The sequence below is a fragment of the Azonexus caeni genome (assembly GCF_048146105.1).
Taxonomy (GTDB): Bacteria; Pseudomonadota; Gammaproteobacteria; order Burkholderiales; family Rhodocyclaceae; genus Azonexus; species Azonexus aromaticus_B.
On record NZ_JBKJAD010000021.1, the window covers coordinates 38,880 to 54,123 of the forward strand.

Annotated in this window: 13 protein-coding genes and 1 tRNA gene; 6 read left to right on the top strand and 8 right to left on the bottom strand. The window is 64.8% G+C overall.

Going from position 1 to position 15,244, the window contains the following annotated elements:
- Positions 1-2: 2 nt before the first annotated feature.
- Positions 3-881: an EamA family transporter RarD gene (gene rarD / locus ACLIIZ_RS16900; protein WP_416693948.1), complete on the top strand. Its 879-nt coding sequence runs from the start codon at positions 3-5 to the stop codon at positions 879-881.
- A 4-nt stretch (positions 882-885) separates the two neighbouring features.
- Here the strand turns inward: rarD and ACLIIZ_RS16905 are convergent, their stop codons facing one another.
- Positions 886-1,503: a TetR family transcriptional regulator gene (locus ACLIIZ_RS16905; RefSeq protein WP_416693950.1), complete on the bottom strand. Its 618-nt coding sequence runs from the start codon at positions 1,501-1,503 to the stop codon at positions 886-888.
- 138 nt (positions 1,504-1,641) lie between these two features.
- Between ACLIIZ_RS16905 and ACLIIZ_RS16910 the strand changes: the two genes are divergently transcribed.
- From ACLIIZ_RS16910 to ACLIIZ_RS16920, 3 genes are read left to right on the top strand one after another with little or no spacing between them, the layout of a single operon-like run.
- Complete coding sequence (locus ACLIIZ_RS16910; RefSeq protein WP_416693952.1) at positions 1,642-2,796, top strand: efflux RND transporter periplasmic adaptor subunit; 1,155 nt, start codon at positions 1,642-1,644, stop codon at positions 2,794-2,796.
- Positions 2,797-2,805: 9 nt separating this feature from the next.
- Complete coding sequence (locus ACLIIZ_RS16915; protein WP_416693954.1) at positions 2,806-5,925, top strand: efflux RND transporter permease subunit; 3,120 nt, start codon at positions 2,806-2,808, stop codon at positions 5,923-5,925.
- Positions 5,922-7,346, top strand: a complete 1,425-nt coding sequence (locus tag ACLIIZ_RS16920) for an efflux transporter outer membrane subunit (protein WP_416693956.1) — start codon at positions 5,922-5,924, stop codon at positions 7,344-7,346. Before ACLIIZ_RS16915 ends, ACLIIZ_RS16920 begins: the two co-directional genes overlap by 4 nt.
- A 1-nt stretch (position 7,347) precedes the next feature.
- Here ACLIIZ_RS16920 and ACLIIZ_RS16925 read toward each other — a convergent pair whose 3' ends face one another.
- The 4 genes from ACLIIZ_RS16925 to rnr form a co-directional block, all read right to left on the bottom strand.
- Positions 7,348-8,250 carry a DMT family transporter gene (locus ACLIIZ_RS16925; RefSeq protein WP_416693958.1) on the bottom strand — a complete coding sequence of 301 codons (903 nt, stop codon included), beginning with the start codon at positions 8,248-8,250 and terminating at the stop codon, positions 7,348-7,350.
- A gap of 4 nt (positions 8,251-8,254) precedes the next feature.
- Complete coding sequence (rlmB, locus tag ACLIIZ_RS16930; protein WP_416693960.1) at positions 8,255-8,986, bottom strand: 23S rRNA (guanosine(2251)-2'-O)-methyltransferase RlmB; 732 nt, start codon at positions 8,984-8,986, stop codon at positions 8,255-8,257.
- Between the two features lie 45 nt (positions 8,987-9,031).
- Positions 9,032-9,541, bottom strand: coding sequence for a bacteriohemerythrin (locus ACLIIZ_RS16935; RefSeq protein ID WP_416693962.1), 510 nt, complete (start codon positions 9,539-9,541; stop codon positions 9,032-9,034).
- A gap of 78 nt (positions 9,542-9,619) precedes the next feature.
- Positions 9,620-11,851, bottom strand: a complete 2,232-nt coding sequence (gene rnr, locus ACLIIZ_RS16940; RefSeq protein ID WP_416693964.1) for a ribonuclease R — start codon at positions 11,849-11,851, stop codon at positions 9,620-9,622.
- A 40-nt stretch (positions 11,852-11,891) separates the two neighbouring features.
- Here rnr and ACLIIZ_RS16945 point away from each other — a divergent pair.
- Together ACLIIZ_RS16945 and ACLIIZ_RS16950 are read left to right on the top strand one after the other, a co-directional pair.
- Positions 11,892-11,976 (top strand) — tRNA-Leu (locus ACLIIZ_RS16945).
- A gap of 185 nt (positions 11,977-12,161) precedes the next feature.
- Positions 12,162-12,542, top strand: a complete 381-nt coding sequence (locus ACLIIZ_RS16950; RefSeq protein WP_416693966.1) for a hypothetical protein — start codon at positions 12,162-12,164, stop codon at positions 12,540-12,542.
- A gap of 49 nt (positions 12,543-12,591) precedes the next feature.
- On the opposite strand, the gene ACLIIZ_RS16955 is transcribed toward ACLIIZ_RS16950, so the two are convergent.
- Genes ACLIIZ_RS16955 through ACLIIZ_RS16965 form a run of 3 tightly spaced genes read right to left on the bottom strand, consistent with a single transcriptional unit; the run spans position 12,592 to position 15,242 of the window.
- Positions 12,592-13,899, bottom strand: coding sequence for an adenylosuccinate synthase (locus ACLIIZ_RS16955; protein ID WP_374328570.1), 1,308 nt, complete (start codon positions 13,897-13,899; stop codon positions 12,592-12,594).
- A 3-nt stretch (positions 13,900-13,902) separates the two neighbouring features.
- On the bottom strand, positions 13,903-15,060 hold the full coding sequence (locus ACLIIZ_RS16960; RefSeq protein ID WP_374328571.1) for an ATP phosphoribosyltransferase regulatory subunit: 1,158 nt from the start codon (positions 15,058-15,060) through the stop codon (positions 13,903-13,905).
- Positions 15,057-15,242, bottom strand: a complete 186-nt coding sequence (locus ACLIIZ_RS16965) for a DUF2065 domain-containing protein (protein ID WP_374328572.1) — start codon at positions 15,240-15,242, stop codon at positions 15,057-15,059. Before ACLIIZ_RS16965 ends, ACLIIZ_RS16960 begins: the two co-directional genes overlap by 4 nt.
- Positions 15,243-15,244 lie beyond the last annotated feature (2 nt).

Below are 15,244 nucleotides of genomic sequence, written 5' to 3' on the forward strand. Positions count from 1 at the left end.
GCATGAGCCACAAAACCCCACTGGCCGGCATCGGCTATGGTCTGCTCGCCTATGGCATCTGGGGCTTCTTTCCGCTCTATTTTCGCCAACTGAGTCACGTCTCGGCGATCGACATCCTGGCCAACCGTGCACTCTGGGCCTGTGTCTGCGTCTGCCTGATCCTGGTCGTCGCACAACAATGGGCAAAGGTCAGGCAAATCCTCGGCCGCCCGCGCCAACTCGCCATGCTGACGCTGGCGGCGCTGCTGATCGGCAGCAACTGGCTGGTTTTCCTGTGGGCGGTGGAACAGCACCGGGTGGTCGAATCCAGCCTTGGCTACTTCCTGACGCCGCTGGTCAACGTGGTGCTCGGGCTGGTGTTCCTGAAGGAGCGGCTCAACCGCCTGGAATGGCTGGCGATCGCCCTGGCGGCGGCCGGACTCGCCAACGAGATTGCCGCCCACGGCGGCCTGCCCTGGGTCTCGCTCTTCCTGGCCGGCAGCTTCGGAACCTACGGCCTGGTGCGCAAGCAGATACCGGTCGACGCGCTGTCCGGCCTGTTCCTCGAAACCCTGCTCATGTTACCGCTCTGCCTGGCCTACGCAGCGTGGCAATGGCAGGCCGGACATACAGTCTTCACAATCGCCCCCTGGAGCACCGGCGCCCTGCTATTCGGCGCCGGCATCCTCACTGCGGCGCCGCTGATCGCCTTCGCGGCGGCGACGCAGCGCCTCGACCTGGCGACCGTCGGCATGCTGATGTACATCAATCCGACGATGCAGTTCCTGACCGCCATCTACGTCTTCGGCGAAGCGCTGCAAACGGAAAAACTGATCTCTTTCAGCCTGATCTGGATCGGCCTGCTGGTGTTCAGCTACAGCGCCTGGCGCAAGTACCGCTGAAGCGTCAGGCCCTGCGCAAATCCATATGCGCTGAAATCATCTGGGGAATCTCCCTTTCCAGACCGCTGTTTTTGCGACACCCCAGGGTCAGGTGCAATAGCCCGCTGGTAAAAGCCCAGGTATCGTGGGCCACAGCCTCGGGCTCCAATCCGGCACGGAGGTAGCCCTTTTCGGCCGCCAGTCGGTACATGCGTTGAATCTTTTCCAGGAATTCCAGCGCCGGCCGGCCAACTTCTTCCTGAACGCTGGAAAATTCCTCGACGTATTCGCAGCGCGAAATCATGATTTCGAAGGTCTCGCGAAAATCCGGGCAGGTCGCGAGGACGCGGAAAAATTCCTTGATCGAACCCTCGATCGCATCCAGAGGATTAAGCAGCGAAGGATCGTAAAGCACGGCGTCGGTGCACCCGAGCATCGGCTCGAATACCTCGTCGCGCATCGCAAAAAAGACTTCCGCCTTGTCCTGGAAATGCCAGTAAATGGCACCACGCGTGACACCGGCCGCCTTGGCGATCTTGTCCAGCGACGAACGGCTGACACCGCATTCGTGGAAGACCTTGCGCGCTGCGGTGACGATATCCTTGCGCGTCTGCTCAGCTTCTTCCTTGGTTTTTCTGACCATCTCGTTCTCCCTGCTGCCGGCCGGCAGCAACTACAATTTGCAACACAAAAATGCTTTGCTGTAAGCCACTGAGGCGTTTTACATACATTCGTGTTTGTATATAATAGCCCAAAACTTCCCCGCCGGAGAACCCCAACCATGCATACCAACAAACCTACCCTGATCGCCGCCCTCGTCGGCAGCCTGCTGCTCGCCGCTTGTTCGGACAAGAATGCACCGGCCGCACCGCAGATGGGACCGATGCCGGTCACCGTCCTCGACATGCAACCGCAGTCGGTGCCAACCTCGATCGAGGTCATGGCGCAAACCGAAGGCGCCCGCGAGACCGAAGTCCGGGCCCGCGTCGGCGGCATCCTGGTCAAGCGCCTCTATCAGGAAGGCGACGTCGTCAAGTCCGGCCAGCCGCTGTTCCAGATCGACCGCGCGCCTTACGAAATTGCACTGGCCGAGGCGAAAGCCCGTGCCGAGCAGACGGCGCGCGAGAAGCAGCGGCTGAAGGGACTGGCCGACGCCAAGGCGATCAGCCAGAAGGATTACGACGACGCCACTTCCGCTGACGCGATGGCACAGGCGGCGTTGCGCCAGGCCGAACTGAACCTCTCGTGGACCACGGTGACCGCGCCGGTCGGCGGCACCAGCGGCCGCGCCGTGCGCTCCGAAGGCAACCTGGTCAGCACCGGCAGCGACAGCCTGCTGACCTCGATCTACCAGACCAACCCGATGTGGGTCAGCTTCTCGCTCGGCGAGAGCGACCTCGCCAAGCTGCCCGGCGGCCGCGTCACCGAAAACCTGGTCAGCGGCGTCGAACTGGTGATGGCCAACGGCCAGGTTTACGAACAGAAGGGCAAGCTCAATTTCGTCGCTTCGAACATCGACACGACACTCGGCACTCAAGCACTACGCGCCGAGTTCGCCAACCCCGACGGCCAGTTGCTGCCCGGCCAATTCGTTCGCATCCGCTTGCTCACCGGCCAGCGCGACGGCGTCTTCCTGGTCCCGCAAGCGGCAGTACTGCAGACCGAACAGGGCACGCTGGTGATGACTGCCGATGGCGAGAGCAAGGTGGCGCCGCGCCCGGTCAAGACCGGCGAATGGCACGGCAAGGACTGGGTCATCCTGGGCGGCCTGCAGGCTGGCGACAAGGTCATCGTCGACAACCTGATGAAGCTGCGCCCGGGCGTGCCTGTCGCCCCGCATCCGCCCGGCGCGCCAGGCGCTCCCGGAGCAGGCGGTGCCCCCGGCGGCAAACCGGGTGCGGCACCGGCCGCCGGCAACGCTGCGACACAGAAATAAGGGGCGATCATGTCCAGGTTCTTCATCAATCGACCGATCTTCGCTTCGGTCATTTCGATCATCATCGTCATCGCCGGCCTGGTCGCCGCGCAGGTGCTGCCGATTGCGCAGTACCCGCAGATCGCGCCGCCGACCGTGCTGATCACCGCCACCTACCCCGGCGCTTCCGCCGAAACCCTGGCGCGCACCGTCGCCGCGCCGATCGAGGAACAGTTGAACGGGGTCGAGCACCTCGCCTACTTCACCTCGTCGGCCTCGGCCAACGGCAGCATCAGCATCACCGCCACCTTCGACGTCGGCACCGACGTTGACGACGCGGCGGTCAGCGTCAACAACCGGGTCAAGGCGGCCGAGCCACGCCTGCCGGAAGAAGTCCGGCGCAACGGCGTGATCGTCCAGAAGCGTTCGAACGACATCCTGCAGGTGATCGCCCTCGATTCCGAATCGGGCAAGTACAACACCCTGTTCCTGTCCAACTACGCCAGCCTGAACATCGTCGATGAACTGAAGCGCGTTCCCGGCGTCGGCGATGTCACCATCTTCGGTGCTCAGGACTATTCGATGCGCATCTGGCTCAAGCCCGACCGCATGGCGCAACTGGGGCTGACCACCGCCGACATTTCGAACGCGATCAAGGCCCAGAACGCCCAGAACGCGGCTGGCAAGATCGGCCAGGAACCGGCGCCGAGCGACCAGCAACTGGTCTATACGGTGACCGCCAAGGGCCGCCTGCTGACGCCGGAAGAGTTCGGCAACATCGTCATCCGCGCCAGCGGCCCGGGCGGCGTGCTGCGCCTGCGCGACGTCGCGCGCATCGAACTCGGCGCCTACAGCTACGACCAGAGCGTGACCCTGGACGGCAAGCCGACCATCGCCATGGGCGTTTTCCTGCAGACCGGCGCCAACGCGCTCGACGTCGCCAAGCGCGTCACCGAGAAGATGGACACGCTGCAGAAGAAATTCCCCGAGGGCATGAGCTATGTCATTCCCTTCGACACCACCCGCTTCGTCTCGGCGTCGATCAACGAAGTGGTCAAGACCCTGGTCGAAGCGGCGCTGCTGGTCATCGCCGTGGTGTACATCTTCCTGCAGAGCTGGCGGGCGACGCTGATCCCGATGGTCGCCGTGCCGATCTCCCTGATCGGCACCTTCGCCGGCCTCTGGCTGTTCGGTTTCTCGATCAACACGCTGACGCTGTTCGCGATGGTGCTGGCGATCGGTATCGTCGTCGATGACGCGATCGTCGTCCTGGAAAACGTCGAGCGCCTGATGGCCGAGGAAAAGCTGTCGCCCCGTCAGGCGGCGATCAAGGCCATGAGCGAGGTTTCCGGCGCCCTGGTGGCGATCGTCCTGGTGTTGTGCGCGGTGTTCATCCCGGTCGCCTTCCTTGGCGGCATCGCTGGCCAGTTGTACAAGCAGTTCGCCGTCACCGTCGCCGTCGCCGTGGTGCTCTCCGGCATCGTTGCGCTGACCCTGACGCCGGCCCTGTGCGCCATCCTGCTCAAGGCGCAACACACCGAGAGCAAGCTGTTCGCGCCGTTCAACCGCCTGTTCGAGCGCCTCACCAACAACTACACCCGCACCGTCAGCTTCACGCTCAAGCACGGCATCGTCGGCTCGCTCGTCTTCGTCGGGGTGATTGCCGTCACCGGCTTCTTCTTCCGCATCATCCCGGGCAGCTTCGTGCCGGCCGAAGACCAGGGCTACCTGATCTCGGCGCTGATGCTGCCGGATGCGGCGACGCTCAAGCGGACCCAGGATACCGGCGAGCGGATGCGCTCGATGATCGCCAAGGACGAAGCGGTCAAGCACACCTTCGTCGTTTCCGGCTTCGACCTGATCGGCGGCGGCAACAAGCCGAACGCCGGCACCATGTTCATTCCGCTCAAGGACTGGTCGGAACGCCAGGGCAAGGCGCAGGACCTGGCCGGCAAGTTCATGGGCATCGGCATGATGCAGCCGGACGGCATGGGTCTGGTCTTCAACCCGCCGCCAATCATGGGCCTCGGCACCGCCGGCGGCTTCGAGGTCTATGTCCAGAACCGCGTGGACGGCGACGCCAAGAAGCTGCACGAAGTGGTCCAGAGCTTCATGGGCGAGTTGCAGAAGCATCCGGAATTCACCCGTATCTCGACTTTCTTCCGGCCGACCGTGCCGCAGATCTTCGTCGAGGTCGACGAGCCGAAGGCGCTCGCCCTGGGCATTCCGCTGGCCGACGTCTATTCGACGCTGCAAAGCACGATGGGCGCCCTCTACGTCAATGACTTCAACAAGGCCGGCCGCGTCTATCGCGTGCAGTTGCAGGCCGAGGCCAACTACCGGATGAAGCCGGACGACATCGGCAAGGTCTACGTGAAGAGCACGAGCAGCGGCAAGATGATTCCGCTGTCGGCGATCAGCACCGTCAAGAGCGTGATCGGTCCGGAACAGGTCGAGCGCTTCAACGGTTTCGTCGCCGCCAAGGTGATGGGCGATTCGAAGCCCGGCATCAGCTCCGGCGACGCCATCCGCATCGTCGAGGAAGTGGCCGAGGCGACGCTGCCCGACGGCTACGCGATTTCCTGGACCGGCCAGGCCTTCCAGGAAAAGCAGACCTCCGGCTCGTCGCTGCAGGCTTTCGGCTTCGCCATCATCATGGTCTTCCTGATCCTCGCCGCCCAGTACGAAAAGTGGTCGCTGCCGGTGGCCGTCGTGATGGCTGTGCCGTTCGCGCTGATGGGCGCGCTGACGGCAATCTGGCTGCGCGGCATGCCGAACGACATCTACTTCCAGATCGGTCTGGTGGTGCTGATCGGCCTCGCCTCGAAGAACGCCATCCTGATCGTCGAGTTCGCCGCCCAGAAGTACGCCGAGGGCATGAGCGTCGCCGAAGCGGCGGTCGAAGCCGCCCGCCTGCGCCTGCGGCCGATCATCATGACCTCGCTCGCTTTCGTGCTCGGCGTCTTCCCGCTGGTCAAGGCCACCGGCGCCGGCGCTGCGGCCCGCCAGTCGATGGGTACCGGCGTCTTCGGCGGCATGATCGCGGCGACCTTCATCGCCACCATTTTCATCCCGCTCTTCTTCAAATGGCTGGAGCGCGGCAAACAGATCGATCCGAGGCATCTCGACGTCGAAGAGGAGAAAGCATGATGTCCCGCTCCGTATTCCGCCTGACCCCGCTGGCGCTGGCCGTGCTGCTCTCCGGCTGCGCCGTCGGCCCGGACTACCTGCGCCCGGCCAACTGGCTGCCGGCCGCCTTCAAGGAAGCGCCGACCGCCGTCGCCGCAGCGCCCGCCGCCAATCCCGCCGTCAATGAGCGCTGGTGGACGCTGTTCAACGACGCCACCCTGAACGAACTGGTCGATCAAGCCTTGCAGGGCAACGCCGACCTGCGCAGCGCCGTCGCCCGCGTCGAACAGGCCGATGCCGCCGCCCGCGAGGCCGGCGCTTCGCTGTTCCCGGAAATCAACGCGCAGGGCGCCGGCAGTAACAGCAAACTGAGCGAGAAGACCGCCACCTGGAACGCCAACTCGCCGGACATTCTGCGCGCGCGCAGCGCCGGCCTCAGCCTCTCCTACGAACTCGACATCTGGGGCCGCGTCCGCCGCAGCAACGAAGCGGCGCGCGCCAACCTGCTGGCCAGCCGCTACGGCCGCGACGCCATCCGCCTCTCGGTCGCCGGGCTGGTCGCCGGCAACTACCTCAATCTGCGCGCCCTCGACGCGCAGCTGGCAATCACCGCCGAATCCCTGCAAAGCCGTGAGGAAAGCGCCAGGCTGGTGAAGACCCGGGTCGATGCCGGTCTCGTCTCGCCACTCGACCAGTACCAGGCCGACGGCGCCGTCGCCACGCTGCAGGCACAACTGGCCGACCTGCGCCGGGCCCGGGCGCTGGCCGAACATCAACTGGCGCTGCTCACCGGCAAGCCGGACCTGCAGATCGCCGCCGGCGACCTCAAGCACTTGCCGCTGCCACCGCAACCGCCGGCCGGCCTGCCGGCCGACCTGATCGAGGCACGCCCGGACGTCCAGCAGGCCGAACAGCAACTGGTCGCCGCCAACGCCAACATCGGCGTCGCCAAGGCCGGCTACTACCCGAAGTTCACGCTGACCGGCGCCCTCGGTAGCGAGAGCAAGACCCTCTCCGACCTCTTCTCCAGCGGTGCCAGCACGTGGACCGGCGGCCTTTCTCTGCTGATGCCGATCTTCGATTTCGGCAAGACGACGGCGCGCGTCGACCAGGCCAAGGCGCTCAACGAGCAATCGCTGATCGCCTGGCAGAAGACGCTGGAGACGGCCTACAAGGAAGTGCGCGACGCGCTGGTCAACCTGCGCGAGAACGGCACCGCCGAAACCGCCCAGCAGCAACGCGTCGATAACGCGCAAAAGGCGCATGACCTGGCCAAGGTACGCTACGACGCCGGCTATTCGGGCTTCCTGGAAGTGCTCGATGCCCAGCGTAGCGCCAACGACGCGCAACTGGCGGCGATCGCCACCCGGCAGGCCCGCCTCAACGCGGCGGTGGAGTTGTTCAAGGCGCTCGGCGGCGGCTGGAAACCAGTCGCCGGCTGATTCAGACTTGGGAACGGACGGCGGCGACGCCGTCCGCATGGCGCCGGCGCATCGCCAGCGCCTCGTTGCCGACCAGTGCCGCCAGCACCAGCGCACCGCCGGCCAGCACGCTGGTCGACGGCGTCTCGCCGGCCCACAGCCAGGCCCAGGCAACACCGAAAATCACTTCGAGCAGAGCCAGCAAGGCCACTTCCGGCGCCGGCAGGACGCGCGCCAGGGTTACCACGAGCAGGCAGGGAATCGCCAGTTGAACGACGCCGAGCAAGGCCAGCAGGCCAAGGTCGTGCGCCGTCGCCTGCCAGGGCCAGGCCAGCGGCAGGGTGCACAAAGCCGACAGGACGGCGCCGATCAGCACCGCCAGCAGCATGTCCGGTCCCTCCGCGCTCGCCCGGCCGATCTTCTGCAGCAGCGTCCAGTTGACCGCCGCCGCCACCGGCACCGCGCAGGCAACCAGCGCCCCGAACAGACTGCCGTCGCCGGCACCGCCGCCGAACATCCAGGCAATGCCGAGCGCGGCGACAACGATCGCCGCCCAGGTCCGCGCCGGCAGGCGCTGCTTCAGGAAGATGCGGGCGAACAGCGCGGTGACCATCGGCCCGATCGCCATCGTCACCAGCACCATCGCCACCGTGGTCAGCGTGATCGCCAGCATGAAGGCGGTGAACATCACCGCCCAGCACACCCCGGACACCCAGACCACGCGCGGCGCCTGGCGTAGCGCCGACCAGACGGCAGCGCCGCGCAGCCAGCGCAGCGCGGCGAGCAGCGCCAGCGCATTGAAGGCGCTGCGCCAGAAATTGACTTCGAAGCCGGCAGCCGCCTCAAGGTGGCGCGCGACGACGCCGGCGATGCTCCACAGGAGCGTCACCAGCACCATCAGCCAGACCGCGCGACGATGCGACATCAACTCAACCGCGGCGGCGCCGCGCTTCGAACAGGCAGACGCCGGCGGCGACCGAAACGTTGAGACTGTCGACGCTGCCGTGCATCGGAATGCTGACCAGCTGGTCGCAGTTTTCCCGGGTCAGACGGCGCATGCCCTCGCCTTCGGCGCCCATCACCCAGGCTGTGGCCTGCGGCCACTCGGCGGCGTAAAGGTCCTGCGCGGCTTCGCCAGCGGTACCGACCACCCAGATTTCGCGTTCCTTGAGTTCGCGCAGCGTCCGCGCCAGGTTGGTAACCATCACGTAGGGTACGCTCTCGGCGGCGCCACAGGCGGTCTTGATGGCGACGTCGTTGAGGCCGGCGGAGCGATCCTTCGGCGCGATCACCGCATGGACGCCGGCGGCGTCGGCGACGCGCAGGCAGGCGCCGAGATTGCGCGGATCGGTGACGCCATCGAGGACGAGCAGAAAAGCCGGCTCCTCCAGCGTATCGAGTACGTCGTCGAGGTGGGCCGCCTTGCGCTCGCCGTCGAGACGGGCAACCACCCCCTGGTGCCGGCCACCGCCGGCCAGATCGTCGAGCCGCTTGCCGTCGGCAAGAATGACACGGACCCCCTGCAGTTCGGCGTGGCGCAGCAGATCGCGGGCGCGCGCATCCTGGCGGTCGCCATCGATCAGGATTTCACGCAGGGATTCGGGGTCCTGGCGCAGCTTGGCGGTGATGGCATGAAAGCCGTAGATCAGGCGGGAAGACATGGGCAACTCGAACAGACAGGGAGGCGCATTTTACCCCGCCCACCTTCATACCGCAGCCCCCGGAATGCCGCGCTTCGCCAGCCAGCGAACCAGCAGGTCGTCGTGCATTTCGATGTGATTGGCAACCCAACGGGCCAGCAAGCCATCCAGCTCGCGAATGCGCTCCACCGTATGCACGATGTCGAGACGGGCGACCAGTTCCTGAACCTTCTGGGCGATTGCCGCGTGATCCTCGATGTGCGCCGCGTAGTGCTCGCCTTCGGCGAGCTGCATCTGCGCGTCGCGCATCAGCAGTTCCTCGCCGGCGAAATGTTCGAGTATGCAGGAGAACAAATCTCCGAGCAGCACGATCAATCTTCCCTCGCAGGCCAACTGCTGATCTGCCGAACATGTCGCGCAGTCCGGCAAGCCACCCGGATCGCGGCAGATGCGCCGCAACTCGCCGAGCAGCGCCAGCAACTGGCGATGGTCGCGATCAATCCTGACATGCCCTGTTTCCAACGAAGCCGGCAGTTCACCTGCGAGCGGATCGATCCCGAGCCGCTTGGTGAGCACGCTTGTTTCCCCCATCATCCTTATTCCTGGCGATTCCCCGAGCATTCATTCTAAACCAGGCCGGGGAGCGGAGGCGATTCAGCGTTTGCGCGCCGGGTTGCGCTTGCCCTTGCTGCCGGCAGCCACTGCCCGCTCCTCGCGGACCAGCACGAAATCGATCTTGTTCGACTCGAGGTCGGCACGCACCAGCTTGACGCGTACCCGGTCGCCGAGCCGGAAGCGCTCACCGGTACGCTCGCCGAGCATCTGGTGCTTGACGTTGTCGAACTGGAAATAGTCCTGCCCCAGCTCCGAGACATGCACCAAGCCCTCGACATAGACCTGGTCGAGCGCCACGAAGATGCCGAAGGCGGTGACCGCCGAGATCGTGCCGTCGAAGACTTCGCCGATCCTCTCCTTCATGAAGAAGGTCTTCAGCCAGTTCTCGACATCGCGCGTCGCCTCGTCGGCACGCCGCTCGGTCGCCGAGCACTGCAGGCCAATCTCGTCCCAGGCCTGGCCTGGTTCGTATTTGCCGCCGCTGAGCACAGCCTTGATCGCCCGGTGGACGAGCAGGTCCGGATAGCGCCGGATGGGCGAGGTGAAATGGGTGTAATGCTCGTAGGCGAGACCGAAATGACCGACATTGTCGGGACTGTACATCGCCTGCTTCAGCGAACGCAGCATCACTGTCTGCAGTAGCTGGAAATCCGGCCGCGGCTTGATCTTCTCGAGCAGCAGCGCGTAATCCTTGGCCCGCGGATCGTCGCCGCCGCCGAGGGTAAGCCCGAATTCGCCGAGGAAGCTGCGCAGGTTGCGCAGCTTCTCCTCAGACGGCGCTTCGTGGATGCGGTAGAGGCAGGTCTGCTTGTGCTGGGCCAGGAAATCGGAGGCGCAGACGTTGGCGGCCAGCATGCATTCCTCGATGATGCGGTGGGCATCGTTGCGCACCACCGGCACGATGTTCTCGATCTTGCCCTGGTCGTTGAACAGCATCATCGTCTCGGTGGTCTCGAAATCGATCGCCCCGCGCTGGCCGCGCGCCTTGTGCAGCGCCTGGTAGAGCTTGTAGAGGTTCTGCACCTGCGGCAAAACGTTGCGCTGCGCCTCGGTTTCCGGCGTTTTCTCGCCACTCAGCCAGGACCAGACCTGGTTGTAGGTCAGCCGCGCGTGCGAACGGAAGACCGCCGGATAGAAGCGGTATTTGCCGATCTTGCCGGCGGCGCTGATCGCCACGTCGCAAACCATCGCCAGCCGTTCGACGTCCGGATTCAGCGAACAGATGCCATTGGACAGCTTTTCCGGCAGCATCGGGATGACGCGGCGCGGGAAATAGACGGAGTTGCCGCGCGCCAGCGCTTCGCGGTCGAGCGCCATGCCCGGCTGCACGTAATGCGAAACGTCGGCGATGGCGACGACCAGCCGCCAACCGCGCCCCTGCTTCTCGCAAAAAACCGCGTCGTCGAAATCGCGCGCCGTCTCGCCATCGATCGTCAGCAGCGGCAATGCACGCAAGTCCTCGCGCCCCTTGAGGTCGGTTTTGCGCACCTTGTCGGGCATCTTCCTGTTTTCCTCGAGCGCTGCTTTCGGGAATTCGAAGGGCAGATCGTGCTTGCGCAGCGCAATCTCGATCTCCATTCCCGGATCGGCGTAATTGCCCAGCACCTCGACGATGCGCCCGATCGGCTGCGAATGCTTGCTCGGCTGCTCGATGATCTCGACCATCACCACCTGGCCGGACTGTGCCTTGAGCTTGCTCTTCTTTTCCGGCGGAACCAGGATGTCCTGGGCGATGCGCTTGTTTTCCGGAACGACGAAGACGACACCGTGCTCGACGAAGACGCGGCCGACGACCCGGCTGTTGGCGCGTTCGGTGACCTCGACGATGCTGCCTTCCGGGCGCCCCTTGCGATCGAGGCCGGTGACCCGGACCAGGGCGCGATCGCCATGCAGCACCTTGCCCATCTGGCGCTGGTCGAGGAAGATGTCGGCGCTACCGTCGTCGGGGATCAGGAAGCCGTAGCCGTCCTGATGGCCCTGGATACGCCCGGCGGTCAGCGAAGCGCGTTCGGGCAGGATGTAGTCGCCCTTGCGGTTACGCATCAGCTGCGCCTCGCGCTCCATCGCCCCAAGCCGGCGTTGGAACATCTCGCGTTCATCCTTGGCGATGTCGAGCAATCCGCACAGTTCATCGAAGGACAGCGGCCGCCCCTCGTCGGCCAGCACCTGCGCGATGTACTCGCGCGACGGCAGGGGAAATTCGTAGCGCTGTGCCTCGCGCTCGTAGAAGGGGTCGGCACGGCGAATCTTGCTGATCTTTTTTCTTGACATCGGTTTTCTCTTCCCTATAATGGCGGCTCTTCGCACCTGTGCCCAGGTGGCGGAATTGGTAGACGCACTAGTTTCAGGTACTAGCGGGTAACTCCGTGGGGGTTCGAGTCCCTTCCTGGGCACCAGCGATTTTGTTGAAAGGTCTTGCTTCGGCAAGGCCTTTTTTCATTTCCGGACGCTTTCTTTGCATGGCGCGCATTGTCTCACAGCACAGGGAATGCGGGCGCTTAACAATTACTAACATCTGGTTGCAGCAAGGGCGGTGCCGGCTCGCTATCCTGAGCACATACACCACCCTGCGAGATCAATCATGAAAGCAATCGCCAGCACCCTGATCGCCGTTTCCCTGGCGCTCGGCGCGGTCGGTCAGGCCAACGCCCGTCCGGATCATTACGGCTATTACGACAACTACCGGCCACGCCACATCCAGAGGCATTACCACTACGCACCGCCGCCGCCCCCCCGGTACCGGCATCGCCATTACGACTGGATCGCTCCAGCCGCCGTCGTCACCCTCGGCGCCATCGCCATTGGTGCGGCAATCAACAGCGCAGCACCGCCGGCCCCGCCACCGGCCTACATCGTTTCCCCGCCGCCCGCCGGCAACTGGTATTACTGCCGCTCTTCCGGCCAGTACTATCCCTATACCAACGCCTGCCCCGAAGGCTGGGTTTCGGTTCCGGCCCGTTAAACGACAACGGGGCCAAACGGCCCCGTTACTGTATCAGCGCGCTACCGTCCTATTTGAACGGGTGATCGCGCAGGATGGTTTCGTCACGCTCGGGGCCGGTCGACACGATGGCGATCGGCACCTCGCAAAGCGCTTCGAGACGATTCAGATAGGCCTGGGCATTGACCGGCAGGTCTTCCCAGCGCTTGACGCGGAAAGTCGTGCCTTCCCAGCCGGGCAGGGTTTCGTAGATCGGTTCGCACAGGGCGACGTCATCGGCACCGATGGGCAGCAGGTCGACCACCTTGTCGCCCAGCTTGTAGCCAGTGCAGATCTTGATTTCCTTCAAGCCGTCGAGCACGTCAAGCTTGGTGATGCACAGGCCGGTCAGCCCATTGATGCGCGCCGAACGACGCAGCAGCGCGGCGTCGAACCAGCCGCAACGACGCTTGCGCCCGGTCACCGTGCCGAATTCCTTGCCCACCGAGAACATCTGGTGGCCGGGTGTACCTTCGGTGTCGATATCCAGCTCGCTCGGGAAGGGACCACCACCGACACGGGTGCAATAGGCCTTGGTGATGCCCAGCACGTAGTGCAGCATGCCGGGGCCGACGCCGGCACCGGCGGCCGCCTGACCGGCTACGCAGTTGGACGAGGTGACGAAGGGATAGGTGCCGTGGTCGATGTCGAGCAGGGTACCCTGAGCTCCTTCGAACAGCATGTTCTGGCCGGCCTTGTTGGCGTCGTACAGCGCCGCCGAGACGTCGACGACCATCGGCCGGATGATTTCGGCGTCGGCCATGGCCTGGTCGTAGACGGTCTGGAAGTCGACCGGATCGGCCTTGAAGTACTGGGTCAGCACGAAGTTGTGATACTCCAGCACCTCCTTGAGCTTGTCGGCGAAGCGCTCCGGATGGAACAGGTCATAGACGCGCAGGCCGCGCCGCGACACCTTGTCCTCGTAGGTCGGGCCGATACCCTTGCCGGTGGTGCCGATCTTCTTGTCGGCGCACTTGGCCCCCTCGCGCGCCTTGTCGATCGCCGAGTGGTAAGGCAGGATCAGCGGGCAGCCCGGACTGATCTTGAGGCGCGAGCGGACATTGATGCCGCCCTTTTCCAACTCGGCAATTTCCGAGATCAGGTGGTGGATGTCAAGGACGACGCCGTTACCGATGTAGCAATCGACGCCATCGCGGACGATGCCCGAGGGCACCAGGTTGAGCTTGTAGACGTTGTCGCCGACGACCAGCGTATGGCCCGCGTTGTGACCGCCCTGGAAACGCACCACGCCCTGGGCATGGTCGGTCAGCCAGTCGACGATCTTCCCCTTCCCTTCGTCGCCCCACTGGGTGCCGACGACGATGACATTCTTGGCCATTTTCTAGTCCTCTTGTATAGCTTCGATAATCCAGTGTCCGCCGACCAGCACCAGCTTGCGGTCGCATTGCGGACCTTCGCAGGCGATTTCGCCCGGCAGCAGTTCAACGACGATCTCGCCGCGCTCGCGCAAGGCGGCGATATGTCCGGCCAGCACGCGGTCAGCGCCGGCATACGGCGCCAGGATGCCTCCCGCTGGCTTGACCGGCGGCAGCAGTCGCGCCAGTTCGCGCAGGTCGAGCGAGAAGCCGGTGGCCGGACGGGCCCGACCGAAAGCCTTGCCAACGCCATCGTAACGGCCGCCACGAGCGATCGCCGCCGGATAGCCCGGCACGTAGGCGGCAAAGACGATGCCGTTGTGATAATGGTAACCGTGCAGGTCGCCGAGATCGATCGAGAACGGCAGTTCCGGCGCGCTCTCGATCAGGTGGCGCAGTTGCTCCAGCGCGGCGCGCAAGGCTGGCAGCGACGCCGGCAGCACTTCGGCGGCGCGGTCGAGCACCTCGCTGCCGCCATAGAGCGTCGGCAAGGCGAGCAGCGCTTCGCGGTAGGGCGACGGCAGTTGCGCCGTCGCCGCTGCCAGGCCGGGCACATCCTTGTCGCGCAGCAGGGCCAGCAATTCGGCTTCAGCGTCGTCAGTCAGCGCGGCCGCTTCGACCAGCGCGCGGAAAATTCCGACGTGCCCGAGGTCGATGCGCGCCAGCGGCAGACGCGCCCGCTCGAAGGCGGAAGCCATCAGGCGGACGATTTCAAGATCGGCCTCGACGCCGGCGTAGCCATAGACTTCCGCACCTAGCTGGAGTTGCTCGCGGCCAGCCGAAATGTTCGCCGGCAGAGTGTGCAGCACGCTGCCACAGTAGCACAGGCGGGTGACCCCCTGGTGGTTGAGCAGATGGGCGTCGATGCGCGCCGCCTGTGGCGTCATGTCGGCGCGCACGCCTAGGGTGCGCCCGGAAAGCTGGTCGACCAGCTTGAAGGTGCGCAGGTCTAGATCCTGACCGGCACCGGTGAGCAGCGATTCGAGATATTCGAGCAGCGGCGGCATCACATGCTCGAAGCCACGGAGACGGCAGTGGTCGAGCAGCGAGCGGCGCAGGGTTTCGATACGCGCCGCTTCGGACGGCAGCGCGTCGGCAATATATTCGGGGAGCAGCCAGTTCATGAGAAGAGAATGAGGAGAATGAGCCCGACCAGCATCGAGGTCAGGCCGATGAAACGGATCTGGCCGTCGGACATCTGGATCAGGCGGCGAAAGGTTTCACGCCAGGCAGCCGGTGCCACGAAGGGCATCAGGCCCTCGAGCACCAGCATCAGCGCGAACGCCAGCAACAGGTTGGAAGCCATTG

Bases quoted from the DNA above. Each gene is read 5' to 3' on its own strand.
- ACLIIZ_RS16910 (WP_416693952.1), top strand. From the start codon at position 1,642: ATGCATACCAACAAACCTACCCTGATCGCCGCCCTCGTCGGCAGCCTG.
- ACLIIZ_RS16965 (WP_374328572.1), bottom strand. From the start codon at position 15,242: ATGGCTTCCAACCTGTTGCTGGCGTTCGCGCTGATGCTGGTGCTCGAG.
- ACLIIZ_RS16960 (WP_374328571.1), bottom strand. From the start codon at position 15,060: ATGAACTGGCTGCTCCCCGAATATATTGCCGACGCGCTGCCGTCCGAA.
- rlmB (WP_416693960.1), bottom strand. From the start codon at position 8,986: ATGTCTTCCCGCCTGATCTACGGCTTTCATGCCATCACCGCCAAGCTG.
- ACLIIZ_RS16915 (WP_416693954.1), top strand. From the start codon at position 2,806: ATGTCCAGGTTCTTCATCAATCGACCGATCTTCGCTTCGGTCATTTCG.
- rnr (WP_416693964.1), bottom strand. From the start codon at position 11,851: ATGTCAAGAAAAAAGATCAGCAAGATTCGCCGTGCCGACCCCTTCTAC.
- rarD (WP_416693948.1), top strand. From the start codon at position 3: ATGAGCCACAAAACCCCACTGGCCGGCATCGGCTATGGTCTGCTCGCC.
- ACLIIZ_RS16955 (WP_374328570.1), bottom strand. From the start codon at position 13,899: ATGGCCAAGAATGTCATCGTCGTCGGCACCCAGTGGGGCGACGAAGGG.
- ACLIIZ_RS16905 (WP_416693950.1), bottom strand. From the start codon at position 1,503: ATGGTCAGAAAAACCAAGGAAGAAGCTGAGCAGACGCGCAAGGATATC.
- ACLIIZ_RS16950 (WP_416693966.1), top strand. From the start codon at position 12,162: ATGAAAGCAATCGCCAGCACCCTGATCGCCGTTTCCCTGGCGCTCGGC.
- ACLIIZ_RS16920 (WP_416693956.1), top strand. From the start codon at position 5,922: ATGATGTCCCGCTCCGTATTCCGCCTGACCCCGCTGGCGCTGGCCGTG.
- ACLIIZ_RS16925 (WP_416693958.1), bottom strand. From the start codon at position 8,250: ATGTCGCATCGTCGCGCGGTCTGGCTGATGGTGCTGGTGACGCTCCTG.